Source organism: Rathayibacter sp. PhB151, assembly GCF_004366415.1.
In the GTDB taxonomy this organism is placed as follows: Bacteria; Actinomycetota; Actinomycetes; order Actinomycetales; family Microbacteriaceae; genus Rathayibacter; species Rathayibacter festucae.
The window spans coordinates 1011228-1035672 of record NZ_SOEN01000006.1 but is presented as its reverse complement, the minus strand read 5'-3'; the positions used below and the strand labels follow the sequence as shown (position 1 = coordinate 1035672).

Below are 24445 nucleotides of genomic sequence, written 5' to 3'. Positions count from 1 at the left end.
TCCGGTGGTGGGTCGTGCCCCCGGCGCCGGAGCGCCGGGGGCACGGGTGGGTCAGTGGGCGCCGGCGGCGATCGCGTTCTCGTTGACGTCCTCGAGCGAGCGTCCCCGGGTCTCCGGGGCGAAGCGGGAGGCGACGACGAGCACCGCGTACATCACGGCGGCGAGGCCGAAGACGCCGGCGAAGGCGAACGAGCCGTAGAGCGCGACGGCGAGGAACGGCATGACCGCTCCGGCGATGTTGCCGATGCCGTTGACGATCGAGGCTCCGGAGGCGCGGATCGCGGTCGGGAAGATCTCGGCGGTCCAGGTGGCGAGGGTCGTGTTGGTGACCATCGTGAAGAACTGGAAGAGAGCGCCGAGCACGAGGATCGCCCCGGTGCCGTTGCCGAAGCCGGCGAAGGCGAGCGCGGTGAGGCAGCCGAGGACTCCGGCGGCGCCGACGGCGGTGCGGCGGCCGACGCGACCGGCGATCAGGGCCGCGGTCGTCGCTCCGAGGAGCGAGCCGATGTTCATGATCATCGTGTAGAGCAGGCTCTCCGAGACGGAGTAGCCGCGCTCGACCAGCAGGGTCGGCATCAGGAAGTTCAGCGTGACCTGCGAGCCGAAGGCCATCCAGGACGCGATGCCGAGGGCGGCGGTGCGGCGGATCACCGGGCGGCTGAACACCGCGGCGGGCGAGGCCGACATCTTCACGGGCGGCAGGTCGTCCGGCGACAGCTCGACGGGCGGGCGGGCGGTGGTGGGGGTGAGCGAGTTCGAGGCGAGGATCGCGAGCGAGCGGTTCGCCTCCTCCGTGCGGCCCTGAGAGAGCAGCCAGCGCGGCGTCTCCGGCAGCTTGCGGCGGTAGAAGACGACCAGCAGCGCGGGGACGGCGAGGATCACGAACGACCAGCGCCACACCGAGTCGGGGCCGCCGAGCGGGGTCTCCAGCGGGCCGAGCAGCAGCAGGAACAGGCCGTAGGAGAGGAAGTTGCCCAGGCCCCCGGCGCCGACGTTGACGGCGCCGATCGCGGTGCCGCGGAAGCGGGTGGAGACCATCTCGGAGAGCATGACCAGGCCGATCATGAACTCACCGCCGATGCCGATGCCGACGATCAGGCGGCTGACGAGCAGCATCTCGTAGTTCATCGCGACGGCGCTGAGCAGTCCGCCGAGCGTGTAGATCAGCAGGTTCAGGCTGAGCGAGAAGCGGCGGCCGTAGCGGTCGGCGAGGTAGCCGGCCAGCAGGCGGCCGATCAGTCCGCCGATGACCGTGGCGGTGTTGATCGTCGTGAGCTGGATGTCGCCGATCTGCAGCGTCTCCTTGATGTGGCTGCCCATGGCACCCACCGAGTTCTGCTCGAGCGTGTTGAAGAACTCCCCGGCGAGGATCAGCAGGAAGATCCAGAACTGCGCGCGGGTGAAGCCGATGGAGTCGAGGACGGAGGCGACCGTGTGTCCGGAGGCGGGCGGAGCGGTGGTGCGGGATACAGCTGACATGTGTAGCTCCCAGCAGGGCGAGGGGTGAGGCGGCTCCAGAGTGATGGTCACCGCGAGGACTCCTCTTTTGTATCCCAAACCCCGTTTCGGGCAGGTTTCCACGATGCTACAACCTGCGCACGCAGGCGCCGAATCGGGCGAGAGGGCGCTTTCGGTGCGGTGATTCCGCTTCTGCTGTATACAAAACGGGTCTGAACGCAGTGCGGAGCCCGCCCCGAGACCGCGCGGAGTCCGCCCGGAGCCCGCCCGGACGCTCGCACGGACGCCCGCTTCGCCGACAGCTGCCGTGCATCTCCCGGGCCTGTGGACGGCGCTGGCCGCAGAGCGCGTCGTCGCTCGACGTTTCCTGCGCACTGGCTGATCCGGCGGGACGATCCCGGAGCCGCGCACGTCTGATTCATGTGCGACGGATCGTCGTCACCGCGACCGAGTCGCGCATCACCTTCTATCAGGGAGAGCATCATGACCAACGTCACCCCCAGCACCCTCGCCACCACCTCGGCCAAGCACGGCACCGAGACCTCGACCGGCAAGAACACGATCGCCGACGGCGTCGTCGAGAAGGTCGCCGGCATCGCCGCCCGTCAGGTCGCCGGCGTCCACGACCTCGGTGGCGGAGCCGCCCGCGCCATCGGCGCCATCCGCAACGCGATCAACGCGCAGGACCGCGGCCAGGGCATCTCCGTCGAGGTCGGCGAGAAGCAGGTCGCCGCCGACATCACCGTCGTCGCCGAGTACCCCGTCGCGCTGCAGAAGCTCGCCGACAGCATCCGCTCCGCCGTCTCCGAGGCCATCTCCTCGGTCGTCGGCATGGAGGTCACCGAGGTCAACGTGACCATCGCCGACGTCTACATCCCCTCGGACGACAAGGACGAGGACACCGAGAGCCGCGTCAAGTGACTCCGTCCCACCTCGGCCTGATCCTGGGCGCCGTCCTCGCCGTCACCGGCCTGGTCTTCGGCTTCTGGGCACTCCTCTGGGTCGCCCTCGCCATGGCCATCGGCTACGGCGTCGGCCGCGTCGTCGAGGGCAAGCTCGACCTGAGCTCGCTCGCCGACACCCTCCGCGGGCGGCGGTCCTCGTGACCGCGGCGGTGATGGCCGACCAGGCCCGCCACGGCCGCACGACGATCACCTCGCGCGCCGTGCGCAGGGTCGTGTCGGCCGTCACCGCGGAGGCGCTCGACGTCGACGCGTCGGACGTCTCGGTCGAGCTGGACGACGACGGGGGGAAGCTGCACGTCACCGCGCAGGCCCCCCTGCGCATCCGTCCGCTCGGCGAGGAGGACCGCCGCTCCGGCACCGTCCTCAGCCGTCTCAGCACGGCCCAGTCCACCATCCGCACCCGCTGCCTCGAGCTGACCGGGTCCACCATCGGGCGCGTCGACCTCCGGATCACCGGGGCCGACCTGCGCGAGCGAAGGAGAGTCTCGTGACGACCCCCGCAGCATCAGGGACCCGCTCCACGGGCGCGCTGTACCCCAGGCTCGTCCGGCGCGAGATCACCTCGTCCCGCTCCACCTCGGCGATCGTCCTCGCGGTCCTGCTCATCCTCGTCTTCGCGTGGATCGGCACGGAGGCGGTGCTCGCCGCCCTCGGGCAGCCCGCGCTGCTCGTCGCCCCGCAGGACGGCGCGGCCGCGGTGCTCGGCGCCGCGAGCGCTCCCGTCCCGCTGATCGTGGCCGGCGGAGTGGTCGCCGCGCTGATCGGGCTCGTCCTGATCGTCGTGTCCTTCTCCCCGGGCCGTCGCGGCCGCCGCCGCGCCGCCGCCGACCGCACCGCGGCCGTCATCGACGACCGCGTGATCGCGCAGAGCCTCGCCCGCACCGCCGCCTACGCCGGCGACGTCGACCCCGACCAGGTGTCGGTGTCGATCGGCGGACGCACGGCCGGTGTCACCGTCGGCCGCACCTCCGGGCGCAGCCTCGACGTCGGCACCATTCGCGAGGCGGTCGACGCCGAGCTCGCCGGCTACGACATCAGCCCGAAGCTCACGGCCCGCGTGCGCCTGTCCGAGAAGGGGACGGTCCGATGACCACCACCAACCGGTTCCTCAACCGCCTCCTCCTGTTCGTCGTGGGCCTCGTGCTCCTGCTCGCCGGCGGTGCCGTCGCTGCAGGGGCGTTGTTCCCCGACGTCCAGCAGACGGTCTCCACCGGCGCGGAGGACGCGACGCAGCCCACCAGCGACGCCCTCTCCGGCGGGCAGCCGTGGATCCTCTGGGTCTCGGCCGTGGTCGCCCTCGTGCTGATCCTGCTGCTGGTGCGCTTCATCGTGCGCCAGGGCCGGGGACGCACGTCGACCCTGCTGCGCGTGGGCTCCGGCTCCGGCGCGGGCACGCCGACCGGCGGCTCCGTCACCATCGACGCGAAGGTCGCCGAGCACGTCCTCGAGGAGGCGCTGTCGCACGATCCCTCGATCGTCGCGCTCGACGTCACCGCCTTCGAGGTCAAGCACCGCACCGTCCTCCGCGTCACCGCGCACACCCGCCGCGGCGTCTCGCCGATGCGGACCCGCCGCGCGATCGACGACGCGGTGAAGAGCTGGGACGCCGTGCTGGGCGAGGAGACCCCCGTGGTCATCCAGATCGTCAGCGGAATCCGCACCAGGATGAGCAGCAGCGCCCGCGTGCAGTAGCGGCGTCCGCGCCGCCCCGTGCCGCGCACCCGCCGCACCGGACGATCCGGCCCTCCCGCTCGGGAGGGCCGGAAGACCACTGAGGAGTACCCCATGACCGACACCGTCGGAACGAACGACCTCCGCGCCATCGACGGCGCGCACCCGGAGGACGAGTCGATCGAGCGACTGCTCGCGACCGCCGCCGCGGAGACCACCGCCGGTGTCACCGGCGTCCACCACCTCGGCGGCACCGCCGCCCGCACCCTCGACCGCGCGACCCGCGCCGTCCTGGGCACCAGCACGAGCCCCGGCGTGAGCATCGCCCGCGTCGACGGCGCGCTCGTCCTCGACCTCGACCTGGTGTCGGAGTACCCGCGCCCCGTCCAGGAGGTCATCGACGCCGTCCGCGAGCAGGTCGGCAAGGCCGCTGCGCAGCTGACCCGCGAGCGCGTCGTCGTCAACGTCAACGTGACCGACGTGCACGGCCCCTTCGACCCGATCGAGGTGCCGGACTCCGAGCGTGAGGACGGCCCCTCGCTGGTCGAGAAGGCCGGCGACGCGATGGACTCGGCCCGCGAGAAGGGCGGCGCCGCGCTCGACTCCGCCCGCGAGAAGGGCGCGGCAGCGCTCGACATCGCCCGCGAGCGGACCGCCGACGCGCTCGACGACGCCTCGGACCGCCTCGACGAGGCCGCCGACCGCGCCGCCGCGTCGGACGCCACCGCGGACTCGCTGTCCGACGAGGTCGCGACGCGGCCGGCCCGCGTGGAGCGCTCCGCCGACGTCGACGCGGACTCCGACTCCGACTCCGATGCCGTCGAGACCGTCGTCGTCACCGCCGACGCTCCCGCCGCCGAGTTCGTCGTCCGCGTCGAGGTCGAGCCGGTGGACGCCGACACCTCTGCCGACGACGCCGATGTGACCGACGCCGAGCGCCGCGGGTCGGAGTAGGCCGTGCGCACCCGCTCCTACGGCTCGCGCCGGAAGCCGCGCGCGGCCTGGGCCGCCCTCGCGACCGGCGTCGTCGTCAGCTTCCTGATCGTCGTCGGCGTGCTGCTGCCCGTGCTCGGCCTGATCGGCGCGGCCGACGCGACGACCGCGGGCGTCCTCGACGTCCCGGTCGGCGCGATCATCCTCTCGATCGTGATCAGCTACCTGATCGCCCTGGCGTTCCTCGCGCTGGCGTTCGTCTCCCGCAACGCCGCCCTCGCCTGGGTCGCCGCGGTCGCCGCCGTGATCGCCACCCTCGTCGGCTCCGTCTGGCCGCTGCTCGCCACCGCCTTCGCGAGCGTCGACCAGGCCGGCGACGTCATCCCCTTCATCCAGGACCTGATCGCCCGCGTCACCGGCTGAGCCCGGCGCCGCATCCCGCCGGTCGAGCAGGCGGAGCCGCTTCGCGCCTCGGCGATGGGGAGTGGACCCTCCTGGTCGATCAGCCCCACAGGGGCATGTCGAGTCTCATGCTGGTCGAGTAGCCCCGAAGGGGCGTATCGAGACCCGCCGTCATCCGCACGGCAGTCTGCGGACTCGTCTTCCGACGCGAGCGGCTCTCCACGTGCCCGCTGCGCATGCTGTGCGATCAGCAGAGAAGCCGCTCGAACGGCGTGGAGCGCTCGATCGCTGCAGAACATCAGCTGAGAAGGGGTGGCCTCCGCTGTCAGGGGAGGCCCCCTGCTCTCAGCTGATGTTGTGCGCACCCCTGCCGGTCGAGGAGCCAGCAGGGGTGTCTCGAGACCCGCCGTCACCAGCAGGGCGGATCTGCAGACGCTCGGTGGTCGACCCGGGACTCGACCACCTGCTGGCATCACAACATCAGCTGACAGCCACCCTCATCGCCCATCGCAGACGAGAACTCGCCTCGGCCGATGTTCTGCTCCGTCGATCCGGGTCCACCTGCCGACCGCACCCCGCCGACGCCGCGATACAAGGAAAATCGGCCCGAGCCGTGAGGCGAGCGGGCCGATCGTGATGGTTCGAGGCTAGCCGTAGTCCGCCCGGTGGCAGGTTCTGGCGTCGTCGGCCGTAGCGTGGTGGGATGACCGCCAGCACCGACCCCGACGACCTCCGTGCCCAGTACCTGCGCGTCTACGACGAGCAGCTCCGCACCGACGCCGAGACGCCGAGCGCCGTGGCGGTGACGCTCGTCGGCCCGCTCCGGCTGGTGACCTTCGCCGGCGGGCGCGGCTTCGTCACCTACCGCGACCTCGGCGGGGCGGACGAGGCGGCGATCGACGCCCTCGTCGCCGCGGCCCGCGCGCACTTCGACGCCGACCCGGAGATCCGGAAGGTCGAGTGGAAGACCCGCGGCCACGACCGCGCACCCGGCCTGCACGAGGCGCTGCTGCGGCACGGCTTCGCCGCCGAGGAGACCGAGTCGATCATGATCGGCCCGCTCGAGGCGCTGACCCGCGACGCCCCGGTGCCCGACGGCGCGACCCTGCGCCGCGTCGTCGACGAGCCGGACGTCCGCGCGTTCAGCGCGATGATCGACGCCGCGTTCGGTGAGGACGTCGACACGGACATCGCCGACGCGCTGGTCGCACGGCTGGCTCGCGGCGACGGCATGGAGCTGTGGGTCGCCGAGGTCGACGGCCGCATGGTCGGCGGCGGCCGGCTCGAGCCGGTCGCGGACTCCGACGTCGTCGGCGTCTGGGGCGGCGCCGTGCTCGAGGAGTACCGCGGCCGCGGCATCTACCGCGCGCTGACGGCCGCGCGCGCCGCCTCCGCTCTCGAGTCGGGCCGCACCCTCGTGCACAGCGACTCGACCGAGTACTCCCGCCCCATCCTCGAGCGCTCTGGCCTCGTCAAAGTCTCGACGACGACCCCATACCTCTGGCGCCGCCCGTGAGAGGCACATGCTGATCGAGTAGCCCTCGGAGAGGGCGTATCGAGATCCACCGTCCTCAAGACGTGGGGTCTCGATACGCCCCTCCGGGGCTACTCGACCAGCATGGACGCGCGATCCGCGCGGCATTTCTTGCTGATGAAGCAGTGGGCCCGTTTCATGCTGATCGAGTAGCCCGCGCAGCGGGCGTATCGAGATCCACCGTCCTGCAGGGGCCGGGTCTCGATACGCCCCTGCGGGGCTACTCGACCGGCATGCGCTGCGCTCAGCTCGGCGAGCTGATCTCCAGCGCGATGTTGTCGGGGTCGCGGAACTCCAGGATGCTCTGGCCGCCGGCGTCCTTGATCGGCTCGTGCGCGATGCCGAGCTCGTCGAGCGCGGCGGCGGCGGCCTTCAGGGCGTCGAGGTCGGCGACGGCGAAGCTCAGGTGGTCGAGGCCGATGCGGTCCTCGTCGAAGCGGTCGCCCGCGTCGGCGACCGGGCGCAGGCCGAGCAGCCCGCCCGGGAACTGGTAGATCACTCCGCCGAAGAGGAACGCGAGCTGCTCCTTCTGCTCCTCGGGGGCGTCCGCGGGCGGCGCCTCGAAGGCGACGTCGAAGCCGAAGACGGAGTCGTAGAAGGCGCGCGACACGGCGATGTCGCGGACGGTCAGGCGGATGTGGGCGTAGTCGACAGCGGGGATCGGCACGGTGGTTCCTCTCGGGAGCGGAAGGGCAGGAGTCGCCCTCCCCTCATCATTCGGAGCGGGCGCCGCACCCGGAGAGGGCTGGCGCCGCGCTCCGGGATCGGGTAGCGCCGCTCACTCCAGCTCGGCGGGCCGCGCCGGCTCGGCCAGCAGCGCCCGCGCCGCCATGCCGATCACCGCGCTGTACGTCGGGTAGGCGAACCGCACGTTCGCGAGGGTCGCGACGTCGACGCCGGCCGCCATCGCGGTCGTCACGGACTGCACGACCTCGATCGCGTTCTCGCCGACCGCGTGCGCGCCGAGCAGCAGCTCGCGGCGGCGGTCGGCGATCAGCGTCAGGAATCCGCTCTCGCGGTCGTCGATCACGGCGCGGTCGACGCTCGAGAACGGCACGGACGCGACGATGCACTGCGGGTCGCGCTCGCGGGCCTGCTCCTGCGTGAAGCCGACACCCGCGTAGTCCGGGTCCGTGAAGCCGCCGGCCGGCAGCAGGAACTGCGGGGTGCGCCGGTTGGCGCCGAGCACCGCGTTCTCGGCCGCCGCCTCCGCCTCGAACTGCGCCGCCTGCACGAGCATGTCGCGCCCGTTCGCGTCGCCGACCGCGAAGACGTGCGGCACGACCGTGCGGAAGTACTGATCGGCCGGGATCGCCGAGCGGACGACCTCGATGCCGGCGTTCTCGAGCCCCAGGTCCTCGACGTCGGCGGGCCAGCCGGTCGCCATGATCACGGCGTCGACGCCCTCGGTGCGCGCGGAGCCGTCCTCGCGCCAGGTGATGTCGATCGAGCCGTCCTCCGCGCGCTCGAGGCGCTCGACCGTCTCGATGCCCAGGTGCACGCGGACGCCCTGGCGCTCGAAGGCGCCGGCGACGTGCTCCGAGATGCTCGCGTCCGAGGTGGTGAGGATCCGCGGTGCGACGTCGAGCAGCGTCACCTCGGAGCCGAAGGCGTTGAACACCGTGACCAGCTGCGCGCCGGTGTTGCCGCCGCCGATGACCGCGACGCGGCGGGGGAGGGCCGGCAGTGCCAGCACGTCCTCGGGGACGGTCGCGAGCTCGGCGCCCGGGATCGGAAGGCGGCGCGAGTGGCCGCCGACGCAGATCAGGATCGAGCGGGCGCGGATCCGCCGGCCGCTGTCCAGGACGAGGGTGCTCTCGTCGACGAAGCGCGCGCGGCCCTCGTGGATCAGCTCGACGCCCGCCTCCTCGAAGCGCTGCGCCTCGCGCTTGATCGAGCGGACCTTGTCGACCCGCGCGTGCACGTGGCGGACGGTCGCCGCCCAGTCGACGACGGGCGTGCCGACGTCGACACCGTAGTCGCCGGCGGTGCGGGCCTCGCGGACGATGCGCGCGGTCTTCGCGAGCACGCGCGTGGGCACGCAGCCGGTGTTGACGCAGGTGCCGCCGACGCGGCCGGCCTCGAGCACGACCACCTTCGCGCCGAGCTCGGCTGCGCGGAGGGCGGCGGCGGTGCCGGCCGGGCCCGCGCCGATCACGGCGACGTCGTACTCCTGCGGCGCGGTGGTGCCGGAGTCGGTGGCGGCGGTGGCGTTCTGGGTGCTGGCGGGCACGGCGGGGCCTCTCGGGTCGGTGCTCGGCGGAGCGGGCGGTGTCCCCGCATCCTGGCGCCCGCGCCCTCGGTTTCTCTGAGCGCCCGCGCAGGCTCGACAGCCGCGTTCAGCGCTCGGTGCTCGCGCCGTCAGGACCGCCGGGCGCGGAGGAGCAGCTCCCGGTGAGCGATTGCAGCGGCTGATGCGCCGCTCACGCCTCCGGGCCCGGCGTGGCGACGAGTTGGAAGCCGCCCTCGACGGAGCCGTCGGGGCGGAGGGTGACGCGCGTGTAGACCGGGGTGTCGTCGCCGGTCGCCGTGCCGACGACGTCGAGCGCGTCGCCGGCGAAGAAGGCCTCGAGGCCGGTGCAGCCCGCCGAGAGCGAGCCGTCGGGGCGCTCGAGGGCGAGGCAGATCCGGGTGGCGTCGGGCGCCGTGAGCAGCAGCCGGTCGTCCTGGGCGGTCTCGAAGGTCGGGCTGTAGACCTCGGCTCCGCCGGAGATCAGCGAGAGGCCCGGGGGGACATCGGTTGTCGCCGCCCAGCCCTCGACGAGCGCGGCGAAGCGGTCGGCGGCGTCCGGAGTCGGCGTGGGGGAGGCGGTGGTCGAGACCGGATCGGGCGTCGCCGCGCCGATGACGGAGGCGGTGGCCGCGCCGACCACGAGCCCGCCGACGAGCAGCCCGGCGCCGAGGAGGACGAGGCGCGAGCGGGCGGGGGGTGCGGCGGGCGAGGGTTCGCCGGCCGTCCGCGCGGGTCCGGCGCCTCGCGGGCCGGGCTGCGCCTCCGGGGCGGCGGCGGCGGCCACGAGTCGGCGCTGCGCCTCGGCCCGCTGCGCCTCGATCCGCTGCGCTTCGGCCCGCAGTGCTTCGTCGCGGTCGTCCCCGGTCGGGCGGGCGTAGAGCGCGCGCTCGAGATCCTGGCGCTCGTCGTCCTCGTCCTGCACGCCGTCAGTATGCCGGAGCGTCGCCCGGCCGGCGGGTCGATCGGCGCCTCAGGGCCCCATCGTCCCAGTGCCGGGCGTCCCGTCCACCCGCAGGTACTGCAGTCGCACGACTCCGCGCGGCGAGGTGACGGCCGGCCCGTCGAGCCGCAGGTTCGTGGGCACGGAACCGCCGCCGAAGACCGGCTTGCCGGAGCCGAGCAGGATCGGGTGCAGCCACAGGGTGAGCCGGTCGAAGAGCTGCTCCGCGAGCAGCGTCTGCACCAGGTCGAGGCTGCCGATCACGTGCACGGCGGAGTGGCGCTCGCGCACCTCGCGGACGGCGGCCGGCAGGTCGGCGCCGAGCTGCACCGAGCCGGACCAGGGGAGTGGCGGCGTGCCGCGGGAGGCGACGTACTTCGGGATCCGGTTGAACAGCTCCGCGATCGGCCCCTGCTGCTGCGGCCAGTAGCCCGCGAAGATCTCGTAGGTGCGCCGTCCGAGCAGCAGGGCGTCCATGCCGGCCATCCCGTCCAGGACCTGCTCGCCGACCGTCTCGTCGACCAGCGGCGCCTGCCAGCCGCCGAACGCGAAGCCGCCGCCCGGGTCCTCCTCCGGTCCGCCGGGCGCCTGCGCGACCCCGTCGACGGTGCTGAACAGATCGATGTCGAGGGTTCCCACGGTGCGCTCCTCTGCGTCGGCGGCTGCGGCTGCGGCTGCGGCTGCGGCCCACGGTCCCACTCGAGCGGGGGCGGGGCAAGAGGCCGCCGCGTCATCGTGGCCTCGGCCGCATCACGTGTCCGGGGACACCGGTGCAACGGCACGCAGTCCCCCGTTAGGGTGACAATCCGTCGATCCGCGCCCGGATCCCCGGCAGATCCGCGCCGGGCCGGCGATCGCGCCCTGTACTCCTGCTCAAGCCCGGGGCTACGGTTCGACTCCACTCACCTCGGGTGTCACGAGCCCACGCTGTCGTGGGCGGATCGCTGCGCAACGATGCCGCACGGAACTCCTTCCCACGTCCGACGAGACCGGGCCCGTTGGAAGGTGGGGATCGCGGCGTCGACCGGGATCCTGCTCCTGTCCGCGGGGCTCCTCTCCGCGACCGCCGCCCAGGCGGCCACGGCGCCGACGCTCGGGAGGGCGGGGAACTTCTCGGTCCTCGGCGGATCGACCGTCACCAACACCGGCGACACGCTCCTGCCGCTCGACCTCGGCGTGAGCCCCGGCACCGCGATCACCGGCTTCCCGCCCGGCGAGGTCCTCGGCGCGACGCACGCCGCGGACGCCGACGCGATCGGCGCGCAGTCCGACCTGGTCAAGGCCTACGACCAGCTGACCTCGCAGGCCACCACCGAGTCCGTCGCCGGCGACCTCGTCGGCCGCACCTTCACTCCCGGCGTCTACACCGCCTCCGGCCCGATCGGAGTCACGGGCACCGTGACCCTCGACGCCGAGGGCGCGAACGGCGCCGTCTTCGTCTTCAAGGCCGCCTCGACCCTCATCACGGGCTCCGGGAGCCGGATCGAGCTGATCAACGGCGCGCAGGCCTGCAACGTCTTCTGGCAGGTCGGCAGCTCCGCGACCCTCGGCACCTCCTCCGACTTCGCGGGCTCGATCCTCGCGCTGACCTCGATCACCGTGACCAACGCCGTCACCGTCGACGGCCGCGCCCTCGCCCGCAACGGCGCCGTGACCCTCGACGACGACACCTTCGTCTCGTCCTCCTGCACCCCGGCGACCACCGCCCCGCCGACGATCGCGCCGACCACGGCGCCGCCGACGACGCCGCCGACGACGCCGCCTACGACTCCGCCGACCACGCCGCCGACGACGCCGTCGACGACGCCTCCGACGACCCCGCCGACTACGCCGCCGACGACGCCTCCGACGACGCCTCCGACGACGCCGCCGACGACGCCGCCCACGACGCCTCCGACGACTCCGCCGACCACGCCTCCGACGACGCCGCCGACCACGCCGCCCACGACGCCGCCGACCACCCCTCCGACGACCCCGCCGACGACCCCTCCGACGACGCCGCCGACGACCCCGCCGACGATCCCGCCGACGACCCCTCCGACGACGCCTCCGACGACGCCTCCGACGACGCCGCCGACGATCCCGCCGACGACCCCTCCGACGACTCCGCCGACGACGCCGCCGACTACCCCGCCGACGATCCCGCCGACGACCCCGCCGACCACGCCGCCCACGACCCCGCCGACGACGCCGCCGACCACGCCTCCGACGATCCCGCCGACGACGCCGCCGACCACGCCGCCCACGACCCCGCCGACGACGCCACCCACGACCCCGCCGACGACCCCGCCGACGACGCCGCCGACAACGCCGCCCACGACGCCTCCGACGACCCCTCCGACGACCCCTCCGACGACGCCTCCGACGACGCCTCCGACGACGCCTCCGACGACGCCTCCGACGACCCCGCCGACGACCCCGCCGACGACGCCGCCCGTCGTGACGCCCACGCCGACCCCGACGCCGACCCCGACGCCGACGCCGACGGTCCAGCCCACGCCCCGGGCCTCCACCCCGCCGGTGATCCCGGCGAAGTCCGGGACGCCGCCGACCAGCGGACTCGCCTCGACCGGAGTCGAGACCGGTGCGGGTCTGTCGCTCGCGTTCCTCGCCCTGGGTGGCGGCGCACTGCTGCTGCTCCAGCAGCGACGAGCACGACGCCGCAACCGCAGCTGATCGCCTCGACGCGGCGCTGTCGCTGAGAGGGGGAGCCGAGCCTCCCCCTCCCGGCCGGCGGGTGCCGTGGTGACAGCACCGCGGCACCCGCACAACAAAGGCTGAGAGCGCCGGATCCCTGACTAGCAGGGGGTCCGGCGCTCTCAGCCTTCTCTGCGCCGTGCGGCGCACGCCCGGTTCAGCCGGACGGGTTCTCAACCGGGTCGCCCTCGGGGTCGGTCGCCGTCTCGGGGTCGACCTCGTCGGGCTCGACCGGCTGGGTGTCGGGGGTGCTCGTGTCCGTCATGGGATCCTCCTCGTTGCTCGTTCCGCGGTCGGTCCTGCTCCCGCGGGTGTTCGGATCGTGCGTCGGCCACGCTACGGTCCGCCCGGCCCGCCGTGACCCCCGTTGACGCGAGCGGGGAGAGCGTGAGCGGGGCCGTTCCGCGCGTGTCCCGCGCAGGGTCCGCGAGCGCGCGTGGCAGTCCGCCGCCTCCTCCGCAAGGCCTGGCTGCACTTCGGCGCGATTCGTAGGGTGAGGGCTCCCGAGTCGAGGAGCAGGCGCGCCAGATGATCCGAACCACCGTCACCATCGAGGGCAAGACCTACGGACTCTCCCAGGGGACGGACGTCGACGATCTCAAGGAGTCCGCGACCCGCGCGACCCAGGCCGGCGGCGGGCTCATCGACTTCGTCGTGGTCGGCAACCGCCAGGTCAGCGTGCTGATCTCCTCCGGCGTGCCGGTCATCTTCGAAGAGGTGCAGGTCCCCGATGACGACCGCGACACCGGCGACCTGCAGGAGCCGTGGGACGACATCGACTACCTCGACTGACCCGGACCTCCGCCCGGACGCCTCCCGAGGGAGCGCCGCCCCCGCGGTCTCAGACGCCTGAGGGGCGCCGCCGGCTGGACCCGGCGTCCCTCGGGCTCCTTCTCTCCTGCACCCGCCGCTGCGATCCGCGTGTCAGAGGGCGGTGGACTCGGCGTCCTCCGCGCCGGCGTCGGCCAGCTCGCCCGCGACGAGGATCGCCGCAGCGCTGCCGAGGGCCGAGCGCACCTGCTCGGCGCTGATCTCGAGGAGGTCGGCGATCACCGCGACGTCGTGCCCGCCGGTGTGGCGCAGCAGCCAGCACTGGCGCTCGAGGGCGGGCAGGCCGTGCAGGCGGCGGTGGAACGCGGAGCGGAGCAGGTCGTCCTCGCGGAGCCCGACCGGAGCGGACGCCGGAACGAGCGCGGCGCGGCGGCCGACGCTGTGACGGCCGATCTCCGTCCGTGCGATCTCGAGGGCCGACTGCTCGTCGACGACCCGCGGTGATCCCGAGCGGAGGGTGACCGCGGCCTGGTGCAGGGCGGCGGTGGCCATCGACTCCGAGAGCGTGAGCCGGTAGGCGTAGGCGTAGAGACCGGCGGTGCGGTTCAGCGCGGGGGACTGCGCCTTCTCCGCTCTCGCGGGCTGGGCGTTCGCGGGCAGGGCGTTCGCGGGCAGGGCGTTCGCGCTCACGGGTCTCTCCTCGTCTCTGCGCGGCCGGGGCGGGCTCGCGTCGAAGCCGATGCTAGAGGTGTCGAGAACGATCGTTCTACCCTTGACTTTCTCAGGCGATTATCGATACATACGCATCTTCGCTCTCCGTCACTCGCGCGCGGAGAGGATGCAGAACTCGTTCCCCTCCGGATCCGCGAGCACCACCCACGACTGCTCGCCCTGGCCGACGTCGATCCGGGTGGCGCCCAGCGCGATCAGCCGGTCGACCTCCGCCGCCTGATCGTCGGGCACGAAGTCGAGGTGCAGGCGGTTCTTCACGGTCTTCCGCTCCGGCACGTCGAGGAAGAGGAGACTCGGGCCGCGGCCGGACGCGGGCAGCAACTCGATCCCCTCGTCGTCCTCATCGACGATGTCCCAGCCGAGCGCCTCCTGCCACCAGTGCCCGAGGGCGCGGAAGTCGGTGCAGTCGACGATGATCTCTTCGAAGCTCAGGCTCATGCCGCCGACGCTAATCGGCGTCCGCGGTGTCGCGGAAGGGGTCGCGGAGATCGGTGGAGAGAGCCCCGGACTCGGCGCCTGGGGAGGAGCCCGTGCCGAAGCGGCACGACGGCTGGCTCCGGAGCGCGCGGTCCGGCATCCTCGAGCGGAGCCGGACGCACGCGCCGCGCTCGCCGGAGGGAACGACATGAGCAGCGAGCACGAGCACGACACCGAGCACGACACCGAGCCCGGGACCGCCCGCGAGCACTGGGAGGCGCGCTACTCCGACTCCGACCGCGTCTGGTCGGGCCGGCCGAACGCGACTCTCGTCGATCTCGTCGGCGACCTGACTCCCGGCCGCGCCCTCGACCTGGGCTGCGGCGAGGGCGGCGACGTCCTCTGGCTGGCGGCGCAGGGCTGGACCGTCACCGGCCTCGACCTCTCCGAGACCGCGCTCGAGCGCGCCCGGGCCGAGGCGCTCGCCCGGGGTCTCGTGATCGACGTCCGCCAGGCGGATCTCGGCGCCGGCTGGCCGGTCGAGGGCGTCTTCGACCTGGTCGCGTCGAGCTTCCTGCACTCGATGGTGGAGCTGCCGCGGATCCCCATCCTGCGCCGCGCCGCCGAGCTCGTGGCGCCCGGCGGAGTCCTCGCGATCGTCTCGCACGCCGCCGCGCCGCCCTGGTCCGCGCACGCGCACCGGCACGAGGGCGGACCCGTCCTCGCCCCGCCCGAGGAGGAGCTCGCCGCCCTCGCCCTCGATCCGGCCGAGTGGACGCCCCGGCTCGTCGAGACCCGCGAGCGGACGGCCACTGGCCCGGACGGCGCGGACACGGTCCTCCTGGACGGGGTCCTCCTCCTCGAGCGCGCGGCGCCTGCACGCTGAGGCGCCCGCGCCGCCGCCGTCGCCCCTCCACAGGAGCTCTTTCGCGGAGTTGTCTTCGGGCTGATCGACATCGCCCCGCGGCTGTCGGCGGTCCCTGATTCGATACTCGTATGGATGAGATCAGCGACGCGAGCAGCGCGGAGGAACCGACCGGGCCGGTCGCAGCGGTCGGTGCGGTGCTCGGTGTCGCCGCCGATCTCGGTGTCACGTCGGCGCGGTTCCTGCTCACGCGGGCCGAGGCCGTGCACCTGGCGTACCGCACGGCGCTCACCGCTCCCGAGGAGTTCGCGCGGGGCGGCGGCCTGCCCCGGAGCGAGGCGAGCAGCCTCGTCGAGCGGTCGATCCGGGCGCAGTTCGCGGTCGCGCTGCGCCTGTCGGAGCGGGCGGCGTCGAAGGTGATCGATCACGCGATCCTGCTGGTCGAGGAGCTGCCGTGCACCCGCGCCGCGGTGGCGGAGGGACGGCTCCTCTGGGAGTCGAGCGAGGTGATTTGCGCGACCGCCGCGACCCTGCCCGCCGCCTCTCGCGCCGCCTTCGACGAGCGCGCCGCGGGCGTCGCGCCGGACGTGACGCCGACGCAGCTGAGGCGGATCGTCGCACGGCTCCGCGACGAGCTGCACGAGGAGCCGTTCGCTCAGCGCCACGCCCGCGCCCGCCAGGACCGCGCCGTGTGGATCTCGCCCGAAATCGACGGGATGGCCACCCTCTGCGCGCTCCTCCCCGCACCGGACGCGATGGGGATCGGGGATCGTCTCGACCGCATCGCCCGGTCCCTCCGGGAGGGCGGCGACGAGCGCACCCTGGCGCAGCTGAAGGCCGACGCCCTCACCGATCTGCTCAGCGACGGCGACATCGCCGGTACCACTCCCGCGAGCGACGGGCCTCAGCTGTCCGCGTCGTACGTGCCCGGGATTCACGCGGAGGTGCGGCTCACGCTCGCCGCGTCGACCGCCGCCGGTCTCGACGACGCACCCGCGGACCTCGACGGCTACGGCCTCATCCCGGCCGACCTCGCCCGCGCGCTGGTCGAGACCGGCGCCTCCTTCACCCGCGTCCTCACAGATCCGGACACCCGCGCGGTCGTCTCCGTCGGCCGCACCTACCGGGTCCCGCCCCCGCAGATGCGCCTGCATCTGCAGCTCCGAGACCAGACCTGCCGCTTCCCCGGCTGCACCCGCTCCGCATCGAGGTCGGAGGCGGACCACACGATCGAGTGGCGCAACGGCGGCGAGACGTCCCTCGAGAACCTCGTCTCGCTGTGCGTGAGCCACCACCACGTCCGTCACGGTGACCGGTGGACCTACGTCCCCCGCCCCGACGGCGGCATCGTCTGGACCACCCCGACCGGCCGCACCGTCACGATCCGCCCGCCCGCCCTGGCCGGGGCGCCGCCGGGCCCCCGCTTCGAGGACGTCCCGCCCCCGTTCTGACGGACGTGGGTCTCGATACGCGCTGCGCGCTACTCGACCAGCATGGTCCGCCGCGCGGACGCCGGGCTGGAGCGATCCCTGCTGATCGAGTAGCCCTCGGAGAGGGCGTATCGAGATCCACCGTTCTGCAGAGGGCGGGTCTCGATACGCGCTTCGCGCTACTCGACCAGCATGGAACGAGCGCGCCCGCCCATGCTCTCCAGCGCGTTCGCGCCTTCCCTGAATGGTCGGCGCCGCGGGGGCGATTCATGCTGATCGAGTAGCCCTCGCAGAGGGCGTATCGAGATCCACCCGGCAGACCGCGCGCAGCCGTCCTGACTACCGTGTTCCCCGTATCCCGCACCCACCCAGGAGGCACCGTTGCCGCTCGATCCCTACCTCGCCGCCCGCCTGCCGCTGCTCGACGGGGTCGCCTACCCGCTCGACGCGGCGCAGGCGGCAAAGGTCGCCGAGTTCGAGGAGGACCCCGGCCCGTGGACGCTCCCCGAGGGCGTCACCGTCTCCGACGCCGCGATCGACGGCCCGCACGGCCCGATCCCGCTCCGGGTCTACGCGTCCGCAGAGCCCGCTGCCTCCGCCCTGCTCTGGGTGCACGGCGGCGGCTTCCAGGCCGGCGACCTCGAGATGCGCGAGTCGCACGTCGTCTCCGCCGAGCTCGCCGCCCGCGCCGGAGCTCGCGTCGTGTCGGTCGGCTACCGCCTCGCGAGCGCCGAGGTCCGCTTCCCCGTCCCGCTCGACGATGTGCAGGCCGCCTGGCGCCACCTCCGCGCGGAGACCCCCGACGCGCTGCCCGTCGCGATCGGCGGCGCCAGCGCCGGCGCCGCCCTGGCCCTCGCCGCGACGCTCCGCGAGCGCGACGCCGGCGCCCGCCTCCCGGACCACGTGCTGCTCGCCTACCCGTTCGCGCACTTCCCGAACCCGGCACTCGACGGCTCCGTGATCCGCGAGCTGATGCCGCTCCCGCCGCTGCTGCGCTTCCCGACCGCCGGGATCGAGGACATGGTCCGCACCTACGTCGGGCGCCTCTCCGACCTGCCCCCGCACGCGCTCCCCGGCGCCGCGCCGCTGCACGGACTGCCGCCGGCCTCGGTCCTCGTCAACGAGTTCGACGAGCTGCGCGGCTCGGCCGAGCTCCTGCTCCGGCAGCTCACGGAGGCGGGCGTCGCCGCGACCGGCTACCTCGCGCAGGGCATGCCGCACGGCCACCTCAACCGCACGCCCGCGCTGCCCGAGGTCGACCGCTCGCTGGCCTTCTTCGCCGCTCAGCTGCGCGCGCTGACGCAGGACAGGCGGTGAGGTCCCCGAACCCGCCCTCGGCGCCCCGGCCAGCACGTGGTGATGAGGTGTCCTGTCTGCGCGGTCACCGGTCGTCGGTGCTGGGCTGTGAGTGATGGCCGGAGCCGTACGCTGCCCACCGCGTGACAGTGGGCCGGATTGACCGCCGGCCCGACGGTGTGTGCTCGCTCCGGTGCGCCTACCGACTCACCGCCCGACCGCGCCCCGCAGGGCGCTGCGTCTCACTCCTGCAGCAGATCGACCTCCCAGTTGGTGCGCTGGATCGCCGCGTCCAGGTCGCGCAGCTCGCGGGCGAGCACGTCGGCCCGGGCGCGCAGCTCGCGCACCGGCAGCGCCGGCAGCCGCCGCAGCTCGCTGCGCAGCTGCCGGTAGCCGCGATCGCCCGCCGCCGCGTCGGCCGCGCGCACGACGATGCTGTGCTGCGACCGGAGCGACTCGCGCCGGGCGAGCGCCGCGGTCAGCCGCACGCCGTCGGGCGTGGTCGCCGCCGTGTTCGTCAGATTGACCGCCGTGACCAGGCGCTCCAGCGCGTCCAGCGCGCGCAGGCACTCGGCCAGCAGCTCCGACGGGTCCTCCGTCGGCTCCTCGCCCTCCTGGTAGGAGGCGTTCGCGACGATCCGCGACTGGAGGGCCTCGATCCGCTTCTGCAGATCGGCCCGCTCGAGGAGTGCTTCGGCAAGCTTCATGCCCCCAGGCAACCACACGCGCGGCGTCCTCGCTGCCCGTCTAGGCTGCCGATCGTGCCGCTGCAGAATCACCCGGGAGACGTCGAGTTCCCCGTGCGCTCCCGCCTGCGCTACGCGCGTGCCGCGGACGCGCACCGGCGCGCTCCCGGCGGCGGGATCGGCCGCCGCGCCCTGCTGGTCACGGCCGTCGCCGCTCCGCTCGGGATCGTCGGCTTCGTGCTCGGTCTCGCGAGCGCGGACGGCAGCACCGGACTGCCGATCTTCACCTTCGGCATCGGCCTCGTCCTCGGGCTGGCCCTCGCGTCGATCACCTTCCAGATCCGCGACGCCGGAGCGCCCCGCCGGCAGCAGCTCGCCTACCGCGCCGAGGCGCGGACGCCCGCGCCGACCCTGCGCCAGCAGCAGCTGCTCGCCCTCGACGCCGTCAGCGACTTCTCCTTCGGCGGCTGGAACTCCTCGCTCGCCTTCCAGCCCACCTGGGCCGAGCTGCCCGCCGAGCTGCGCGCCCGCTACGCCGACGGCGCCAAGGGCTCGCCCTGGCCGGAGCTGCCGATGCCCGCGCTCACCGAGCAGCGCGGCGCGCTCGACCGCGACTTCCGCATCGCCTCGGCCGAGGACGTCGAGCTGTTCGTCGCCGACGTCCTCGCCCGCGGTCCGCTGTCGACGCGCTTCGCCGAGGTCTCCGCCTCGGAGGACGCCGAGCGGATGCGCTCCCGGATCGCCGCCCTCACCGGCGAGAGCGAGTTCCACCTCCTCGAGCGCGCGCAGCCGGTCGGCGGCCGCCCGCCCGTGCTGCTGCTCGCCGGCGACGCCGAGCGCACGATCGGAGCGATCCGCTACGCCTACGTCGCCGGCTACCTGACCGCCGACCGGGCCTGGGAGCTGCTGGAGAGCATCGGCTCCCGCGTCTTCGCGCAGTACAGCGGCTGGGACGGCTACTGGCGCGACGCCGCCGTCGCGATCGCGTTCCGCACCGACTCGCTGAGCGCTGTGCAGCAGTACCACCGGCTGCGCGGCGAGCTGCTGGCCTCGGACTGGCCGGCGGCGAGCACGCCGTACCCGGAGAGCGCATCGTGACCGAGTCGCCGCCGGACCCCCACGTGCCCGACGACCGCGACCCCGCCCAGCAGGCGCTCGAGGCGATCCAGCGGATCAGCAGCGGAGGCGATCCCGCCGCCGCGGCCTTCGCGCTGTCCAACGCGTGGACCGACCGGCAGGTCGACCGGCTCAAGGCCTTCTGGCGGCGGTCGCGCCGGGACACCAGCGGCTCCTGACATCGGAGGCTCATAGGCGACGCAAAGGCTCCCGCCTGCCGCGCCGGTCACTCTGGGGTTCCCCGAGCCCCCGAGTGACAAGGATCCCCCGATGTCCCGCATCCCCGAGCCCGACCGCACCCCCGACGGCCTCCGCTATGAGGGCCGCGCCCTCGTCCGCCCCGACGACGAGGTCGTCGACCAGGGCCTCTCCTTCGACGTCGGCACCCTGCTGAGCCGCCGTGTGCTCGACCGGCGCCGCGTGCTCGGCCTCATCGGAGTCGGCGCCGCCACCACCGCGCTGGCCGCGTGCTCGGCCGTCGCGGGCAGCGCCTCCGGAACCGCGACGAGCAGCGCGAGCAGCAGCGCCGCCGCGACCACCGGCGAGATCCCCGACGAGACCGCCGGTCCCTACCCCGGCGACGGCTCGAACGGCCCCGACGTGCTGAGCGACTCCGGCATCGTCCGCAGCGACATCCGCTCGAGCATCGACGGCGGCGCCACCGCGGCCGGCGTGCCGCTCGCCTTCACCCTGACGATCCTCGACACCGCGAACGGCGGCGTCCCGTTCGAGAACGCCGCCGTCTACGTCTGGCACTGCGACGCGTCCGGCGGCTACTCGATGTACTCCGACGGCATCACCGAGGAGACCTACCTCCGCGGCGTGCAGATCGCCGACGCGAACGGCGAGGTCGGCTACACCTCGATCTTCCCGGCCTGCTACTCCGGCCGCTGGCCGCACATCCACTTCGAGGTCTACCCCGACGTCGACTCGATCAGCGACTCCGGCAACGCGATCGCGACCTCGCAGCTGGCCGTCCCCGAGGACGCCTGCACCGCGGTCTACGCGCTCAGCGGCTACGAGGGCTCGAGCGAGAACCTCGCCCAGGTGAGCCTCGACGACGACAACGTCTTCGGTGACGACGGCGGCGAGCTGCAGCTGCCGACCGCGACCGGCGACGCCACCTCCGGCTACCGCTTCGCCCTCACGGTCCGCGTCGACACGACGACGGAGCCGACCGGCGGGTCGGTGCCCTCGGGCGGCGGCGGCGCGGGCGGGGGACGTCCGCCCTCGGCCTGACCGCGCTCGGCGTGCCAGGCTTGCCGCATGGCTGTCGAGGTGGGTGCGGATCTCGAGGTGTCCGCGCGCCTGACGATCCCCGCGTCCGAGCTGCAGTGGCGGTTCTCCCGCTCCTCCGGCCCGGGCGGGCAGCACGTCAACACGTCCGACAGCCGCGTGCAGCTCACCTGGAGCGTCGCGGAGTCCGCCGCGCTCACGGACGAGCAGCGGGAGCGCCTCCTCCAGCGGCTCGCCCAGCGCCTTGTCTCCGGAGCGATCACCGTCACGGTCTCGCAGGAGCGCTCGCAGCTGCGCAACCGCGAGGTCGCCCTCACGACCCTCCGCGACCTCGTCGCCGCGGCCCTCGCCCCGCCCGCCGCCGCGCGCCGGCCGACCCGCCCCACCCGCGGCTCCGGCCGCCGCCACCTCGCGAGCAAGCAGCAGCGCTCCGCCACCAAGCAGCAGCGCCGCCGCCCGACGGAGGACTGAGGACGCAGGACCGGCGCTAGAGCCGGTCGCTCCGCCACTCCGCCGCGAGCTCCTCGCCGCGGGCGAAGGCCTGCTCCTCGCGCTCGCGCAGCTCGACGCGGCGGATCTTGCCCGAGATGGTCTTGGGCAGCTCGTGGAACTCGATCCGGCGCACCCGCTCGAAGGAGGAGAGCAGCTCGTCGGTGTGCCGGAAGATCGCCGCGGCGGTCTCGGCGGTCGGCTCCCAGCCGTCCGCCAGCGCGACGTAGGCCTTGACCACGCTGTGCCGGGTCGGGTCGGGCGCCGGGACGACCGCGGACTCGGCGACGGCCGGGTGCTGCAGCAGCACGCTCTCGACCTCGAAGGGCGAGATCTTGAAGTCGGACGACTTGAAGATGTCGTCGGTGCGGCCGAGGAAGGTGATGGTGCCGTCGACGGCGCGGACGGCGACGTCGCCGGTGTGGAAGTAGCCGTCGGCCCGCGCGCGCGAGGTGCGCTCGTCGTCGCCGTGGTAGCCGGACATCAGGTTGACCGGCTCGGTGGACAGGTCGAGGCAGATCTCGCCGGTGGAGGAGGACTCGCCGGTGACCGGGTCGATCAGCGCGATCGCGACGCCCGGCAGCGGCCGGCCCATCGCCCCGGAGACGACCTCGGCGCCGGGCGGGTTGGCGATGATCGCCGTGGTCTCGGTCTGGCCGTAGCCGTCGCGGATGGTGAGGCCCCAATCGCGCTCGACGGTCGCGATCACCTCGGGGTTCAGCGGCTCGCCGGCCGAGAGGATCTCGCTGAGAGCGCGCGGGCGGGCACCGAGATCGGACTGGATCAGCATCCGCCAGACCGTCGGCGGCGCGCAGAAGGTGGTGACGCCCGCGCGGTCCAGCTGCTCGCGCAGCGCGACCGGCGAGAACCGCGAGTAGTTGTAGACGAAAACGGTCGCCTCGGCGTTCCACGGCGCGAAGAAGCAGCTCCAGGCGTGCTTGCCCCAGCCGGGCGAGCTGATCGCCGAGTGCACGTCGCCCGGCTGCACGCCGAGCCAGTACATCGTGCTGAGGTGCCCGACCGGGTAGGACTCGTGGGTGTGCACGACCATCTTCGGCTTCGAGGTGGTCCCCGAGGTGAAGTAGATCAGGCAGGCGTCGGTGCTGTCGACGACGACGCTCGGCGCGATGCCGGGGGCCTCGATCGAGTCGGCGTAGTCGAGCCAGCCCTCGGGCACTCCCGCCGCGCCGCCCACCGCGATCAGTCCGACGTCCTCCGTGAGGCCCTCGAACTTCGCGGTCTCGGTCGCGTCCGCGATCACATGCGCGACCTCGCCGCGCTCGAGGCGATCGGCGAGGTCCGCGGGGGAGAGGAGCGTCGTGGTGGGCAGGATGACCGCGCCGAGCTTCATGATCGCGAGCATCGACTCCCACAGCTCGAGCCGGTTGCCGAGCATGAGCATCACGTGGTCGCCCTGCTCGACGCCGACGGAGTGCAGCCAGGCGGCGACCTCGTCGGAGCGCCAGCGCATCTCGTCGAAGGAGACCTTCGTCTCCGAGCCGTCCTCCTCGACGATCCAGAGGGCGGTCCTCTCGTTGCCGATCGCGATCTCGTCGAACCAGTCGACGGCCCAGTTGAAGTGCGGGCCGACGTCCGGCCAGCGGAAGGCGTCCGTGGCGGCCGCCGCATCGGTGCGGTGCTCGAGCAGGGTGTCGCGCGCGGCGCGGAGGCGCCCGGTGGGGTTCATCCGACCATCCTCTCGCGCCGCGACAGCTTCGAGGAGAGGGCTCAGTACTTGATCGACTGCCCGCCGTCGATCGGCAGAACGACCGCGTTGATGTAGGAGGCGTCGTCCGAGAGCAGGAAGGCGACGACCGAGGCGATCTCGGCGGCCTCGCCGTAGCGCTTGGTCGGGTTCACCTGGATGAACTCCTCGGCGGCCTTGCGCGGGTTCTCGGCGTCGAGCTGCTTCATGGAGTTCTCGACCATCGGCGTCCAGATGGCGCCCGGGGCGATCGCGTTGATGCGGATGCCGTACTGCCCGTACTCGATGCCGGAGTTGCGGGTGAGGCCGACGACGCCGTGCTTCGCGGCCGCGTAGCCGGACTGGTTGCCGATGCCGGTGATGCCGCCGACGCTCGCGGTGTTGACGACCATGCCCGAGCCCTGCTCGCGCATCACCTTGAGCACCTTCTCGAGGCCGAGGAACACGCCGCGGAGGTTGATCGCGACGACCTTGTCGAACTCGTCGGCGGTGAAGTCCTCGGTGAGGTTCTGGCGGCCCTCGATGCCGGCGTTGTTGAAGAAGCCGTCGATGCGGCCGAAGCGCGCGAGGGTCTGCGCGACGTAGTCGTCGACGTCGGACGCCTTCGACACGTCCGCGATCACGGTGAGCGACTCGGTGCCCTCGGGGAGCGCCTCGACGGTCGCGGCGAGGCCCTGCTCGGAGACGTCGACGAGGGCGAGCTTCGCGCCCTCCGCGGCGAGGCGGACGGCGGTGGCGCGGCCGAGGCCGGAGCCGCCGCCGGTGATGAGGACGACGCGATCGGTGAAGCGGGTGCTGCTGATATCCATAGGTGGACTATATACCTAGTGGTACTCGGGAATCTGGGCGCGGCCTCCGTGGATCCGCTG

27 protein-coding genes are annotated in these 24445 nt (G+C 73.3%); 17 read left to right on the top strand and 10 right to left on the bottom strand.

The genetic code is table 11. The features are described 5' to 3' along the window. Positions 1-51: 51 nt before the first annotated feature. Positions 52-1479 carry an MFS transporter gene (locus EDF35_RS05490; RefSeq protein WP_243839853.1) on the bottom strand — a complete coding sequence of 476 codons (1428 nt, stop codon included), beginning with the start codon at positions 1477-1479 and terminating at the stop codon, positions 52-54. 462 nt (positions 1480-1941) lie between these two features. Here EDF35_RS05490 and EDF35_RS05485 point away from each other — a divergent pair, with 462 nt between their 5' ends. The 8 genes from EDF35_RS05485 to EDF35_RS05450 all read left to right on the top strand — a co-directional run bounded on the left by EDF35_RS05485 (position 1942) and on the right by EDF35_RS05450 (position 6945). Then, on the top strand, positions 1942-2379 hold the full coding sequence (locus EDF35_RS05485) for an Asp23/Gls24 family envelope stress response protein (RefSeq protein ID WP_123705848.1): 438 nt from the start codon (positions 1942-1944) through the stop codon (positions 2377-2379). Next, positions 2376-2564, top strand: a complete 189-nt coding sequence (locus tag EDF35_RS05480) for a DUF2273 domain-containing protein (protein WP_123734545.1) — start codon at positions 2376-2378, stop codon at positions 2562-2564. Before EDF35_RS05485 ends, EDF35_RS05480 begins: the two co-directional genes overlap by 4 nt. Then, positions 2561-2914 (top strand): hypothetical protein, encoded by a 354-nt coding sequence (locus tag EDF35_RS05475; protein ID WP_243839852.1) that lies wholly within the window; start codon positions 2561-2563, stop codon positions 2912-2914. The genes EDF35_RS05480 and EDF35_RS05475 overlap by 4 nt, the downstream gene beginning before the upstream one ends. Beyond that, the gene (locus tag EDF35_RS05470) at positions 2911-3513 is read left to right on the top strand and encodes a DUF6286 domain-containing protein (RefSeq protein WP_123705847.1); all 603 of its coding nucleotides are present in this window, start codon (positions 2911-2913) and stop codon (positions 3511-3513) included. The genes EDF35_RS05475 and EDF35_RS05470 overlap by 4 nt, the downstream gene beginning before the upstream one ends. Beyond that, positions 3510-4115 carry a hypothetical protein gene (locus tag EDF35_RS05465; protein ID WP_133960996.1) on the top strand — a complete coding sequence of 202 codons (606 nt, stop codon included), beginning with the start codon at positions 3510-3512 and terminating at the stop codon, positions 4113-4115. Before EDF35_RS05470 ends, EDF35_RS05465 begins: the two co-directional genes overlap by 4 nt. A gap of 93 nt (positions 4116-4208) precedes the next feature. Next, positions 4209-5048: an Asp23/Gls24 family envelope stress response protein gene (locus EDF35_RS05460; protein ID WP_133960995.1), complete on the top strand. Its 840-nt coding sequence runs from the start codon at positions 4209-4211 to the stop codon at positions 5046-5048. A 3-nt stretch (positions 5049-5051) separates the two neighbouring features. Next, a complete protein-coding gene (locus EDF35_RS05455) occupies positions 5052-5450 on the top strand; it encodes a hypothetical protein (RefSeq protein ID WP_133960994.1) in 399 nt (132 codons plus the stop codon). A 682-nt stretch (positions 5451-6132) separates the two neighbouring features. Next, on the top strand, positions 6133-6945 hold the full coding sequence (locus EDF35_RS05450) for a GNAT family N-acetyltransferase (RefSeq protein WP_133960993.1): 813 nt from the start codon (positions 6133-6135) through the stop codon (positions 6943-6945). Positions 6946-7207: 262 nt separating this feature from the next. Here EDF35_RS05450 and EDF35_RS05445 read toward each other — a convergent pair whose 3' ends face one another. The 4 genes from EDF35_RS05445 to EDF35_RS05430 form a co-directional block, all read right to left on the bottom strand. Beyond that, on the bottom strand, positions 7208-7630 hold the full coding sequence (locus EDF35_RS05445; protein ID WP_123447474.1) for a VOC family protein: 423 nt from the start codon (positions 7628-7630) through the stop codon (positions 7208-7210). A gap of 111 nt (positions 7631-7741) precedes the next feature. Further along, positions 7742-9196 carry an NAD(P)/FAD-dependent oxidoreductase gene (locus EDF35_RS05440; protein ID WP_133960992.1) on the bottom strand — a complete coding sequence of 485 codons (1455 nt, stop codon included), beginning with the start codon at positions 9194-9196 and terminating at the stop codon, positions 7742-7744. Positions 9197-9386: 190 nt separating this feature from the next. After that, positions 9387-10118, bottom strand: coding sequence for a hypothetical protein (locus tag EDF35_RS05435; RefSeq protein ID WP_133960991.1), 732 nt, complete (start codon positions 10116-10118; stop codon positions 9387-9389). Between the two features lie 48 nt (positions 10119-10166). After that, positions 10167-10775, bottom strand: coding sequence for a dihydrofolate reductase family protein (locus EDF35_RS05430; RefSeq protein ID WP_133960990.1), 609 nt, complete (start codon positions 10773-10775; stop codon positions 10167-10169). 366 nt (positions 10776-11141) lie between these two features. On the opposite strand from EDF35_RS05430, the gene EDF35_RS21155 reads away from it, so the two are divergent. Then, positions 11142-12812, top strand: a complete 1671-nt coding sequence (locus EDF35_RS21155) for an ice-binding family protein (RefSeq protein WP_243839851.1) — start codon at positions 11142-11144, stop codon at positions 12810-12812. Positions 12813-13361: 549 nt separating this feature from the next. Further along, positions 13362-13625: a hypothetical protein gene (locus tag EDF35_RS05420; protein WP_123447479.1), complete on the top strand. Its 264-nt coding sequence runs from the start codon at positions 13362-13364 to the stop codon at positions 13623-13625. A gap of 132 nt (positions 13626-13757) precedes the next feature. On the opposite strand, the gene EDF35_RS05415 is transcribed toward EDF35_RS05420, so the two are convergent. Together EDF35_RS05415 and EDF35_RS05410 are read right to left on the bottom strand one after the other, a co-directional pair. Next, the gene (locus EDF35_RS05415; protein WP_133960988.1) at positions 13758-14294 is read right to left on the bottom strand and encodes a sigma-70 family RNA polymerase sigma factor; all 537 of its coding nucleotides are present in this window, start codon (positions 14292-14294) and stop codon (positions 13758-13760) included. 129 nt (positions 14295-14423) lie between these two features. Further along, on the bottom strand, positions 14424-14774 hold the full coding sequence (locus tag EDF35_RS05410) for a VOC family protein (RefSeq protein ID WP_123447481.1): 351 nt from the start codon (positions 14772-14774) through the stop codon (positions 14424-14426). A gap of 187 nt (positions 14775-14961) precedes the next feature. On the opposite strand from EDF35_RS05410, the gene EDF35_RS05405 reads away from it, so the two are divergent. The 3 genes from EDF35_RS05405 to EDF35_RS05395 all read left to right on the top strand — a co-directional run bounded on the left by EDF35_RS05405 (position 14962) and on the right by EDF35_RS05395 (position 18365). Next, on the top strand, positions 14962-15639 hold the full coding sequence (locus tag EDF35_RS05405) for a class I SAM-dependent methyltransferase (RefSeq protein WP_133960987.1): 678 nt from the start codon (positions 14962-14964) through the stop codon (positions 15637-15639). 110 nt (positions 15640-15749) lie between these two features. Continuing rightward, on the top strand, positions 15750-17069 hold the full coding sequence (locus EDF35_RS05400) for an HNH endonuclease signature motif containing protein (RefSeq protein ID WP_133960986.1): 1320 nt from the start codon (positions 15750-15752) through the stop codon (positions 17067-17069). Positions 17070-17429: 360 nt separating this feature from the next. After that, entirely contained in the window at positions 17430-18365 is a 936-nt protein-coding gene (locus EDF35_RS05395) for an alpha/beta hydrolase (protein ID WP_133960985.1), read from the top strand. Between the two features lie 221 nt (positions 18366-18586). Here the strand turns inward: EDF35_RS05395 and EDF35_RS05390 are convergent, their stop codons facing one another. Beyond that, the gene (locus EDF35_RS05390) at positions 18587-19051 is read right to left on the bottom strand and encodes a DIP1984 family protein (RefSeq protein ID WP_133960984.1); all 465 of its coding nucleotides are present in this window, start codon (positions 19049-19051) and stop codon (positions 18587-18589) included. A 54-nt stretch (positions 19052-19105) separates the two neighbouring features. Between EDF35_RS05390 and EDF35_RS05385 the strand changes: the two genes are divergently transcribed. The 4 genes from EDF35_RS05385 to arfB all read left to right on the top strand — a co-directional run bounded on the left by EDF35_RS05385 (position 19106) and on the right by arfB (position 21853). Beyond that, complete coding sequence (locus EDF35_RS05385) at positions 19106-20128, top strand: DUF1266 domain-containing protein (RefSeq protein ID WP_133960983.1); 1023 nt, start codon at positions 19106-19108, stop codon at positions 20126-20128. Beyond that, positions 20125-20325, top strand: coding sequence for a hypothetical protein (locus EDF35_RS05380; protein WP_133960982.1), 201 nt, complete (start codon positions 20125-20127; stop codon positions 20323-20325). Before EDF35_RS05385 ends, EDF35_RS05380 begins: the two co-directional genes overlap by 4 nt. A gap of 91 nt (positions 20326-20416) precedes the next feature. Continuing rightward, positions 20417-21385 (top strand): intradiol ring-cleavage dioxygenase, encoded by a 969-nt coding sequence (locus EDF35_RS05375; protein ID WP_133960981.1) that lies wholly within the window; start codon positions 20417-20419, stop codon positions 21383-21385. Between the two features lie 27 nt (positions 21386-21412). Continuing rightward, positions 21413-21853: an alternative ribosome rescue aminoacyl-tRNA hydrolase ArfB gene (gene arfB / locus EDF35_RS05370; RefSeq protein ID WP_133960980.1), complete on the top strand. Its 441-nt coding sequence runs from the start codon at positions 21413-21415 to the stop codon at positions 21851-21853. 16 nt (positions 21854-21869) lie between these two features. Here the strand turns inward: arfB and EDF35_RS05365 are convergent, their stop codons facing one another. Together EDF35_RS05365 and EDF35_RS05360 are read right to left on the bottom strand one after the other, a co-directional pair. Further along, the gene (locus EDF35_RS05365) at positions 21870-23558 is read right to left on the bottom strand and encodes an AMP-binding protein (RefSeq protein WP_123731672.1); all 1689 of its coding nucleotides are present in this window, start codon (positions 23556-23558) and stop codon (positions 21870-21872) included. A 41-nt stretch (positions 23559-23599) separates the two neighbouring features. After that, positions 23600-24385 (bottom strand): glucose 1-dehydrogenase, encoded by a 786-nt coding sequence (locus tag EDF35_RS05360; RefSeq protein ID WP_123447493.1) that lies wholly within the window; start codon positions 24383-24385, stop codon positions 23600-23602. Positions 24386-24445: the final 60 nt, after the last annotated feature.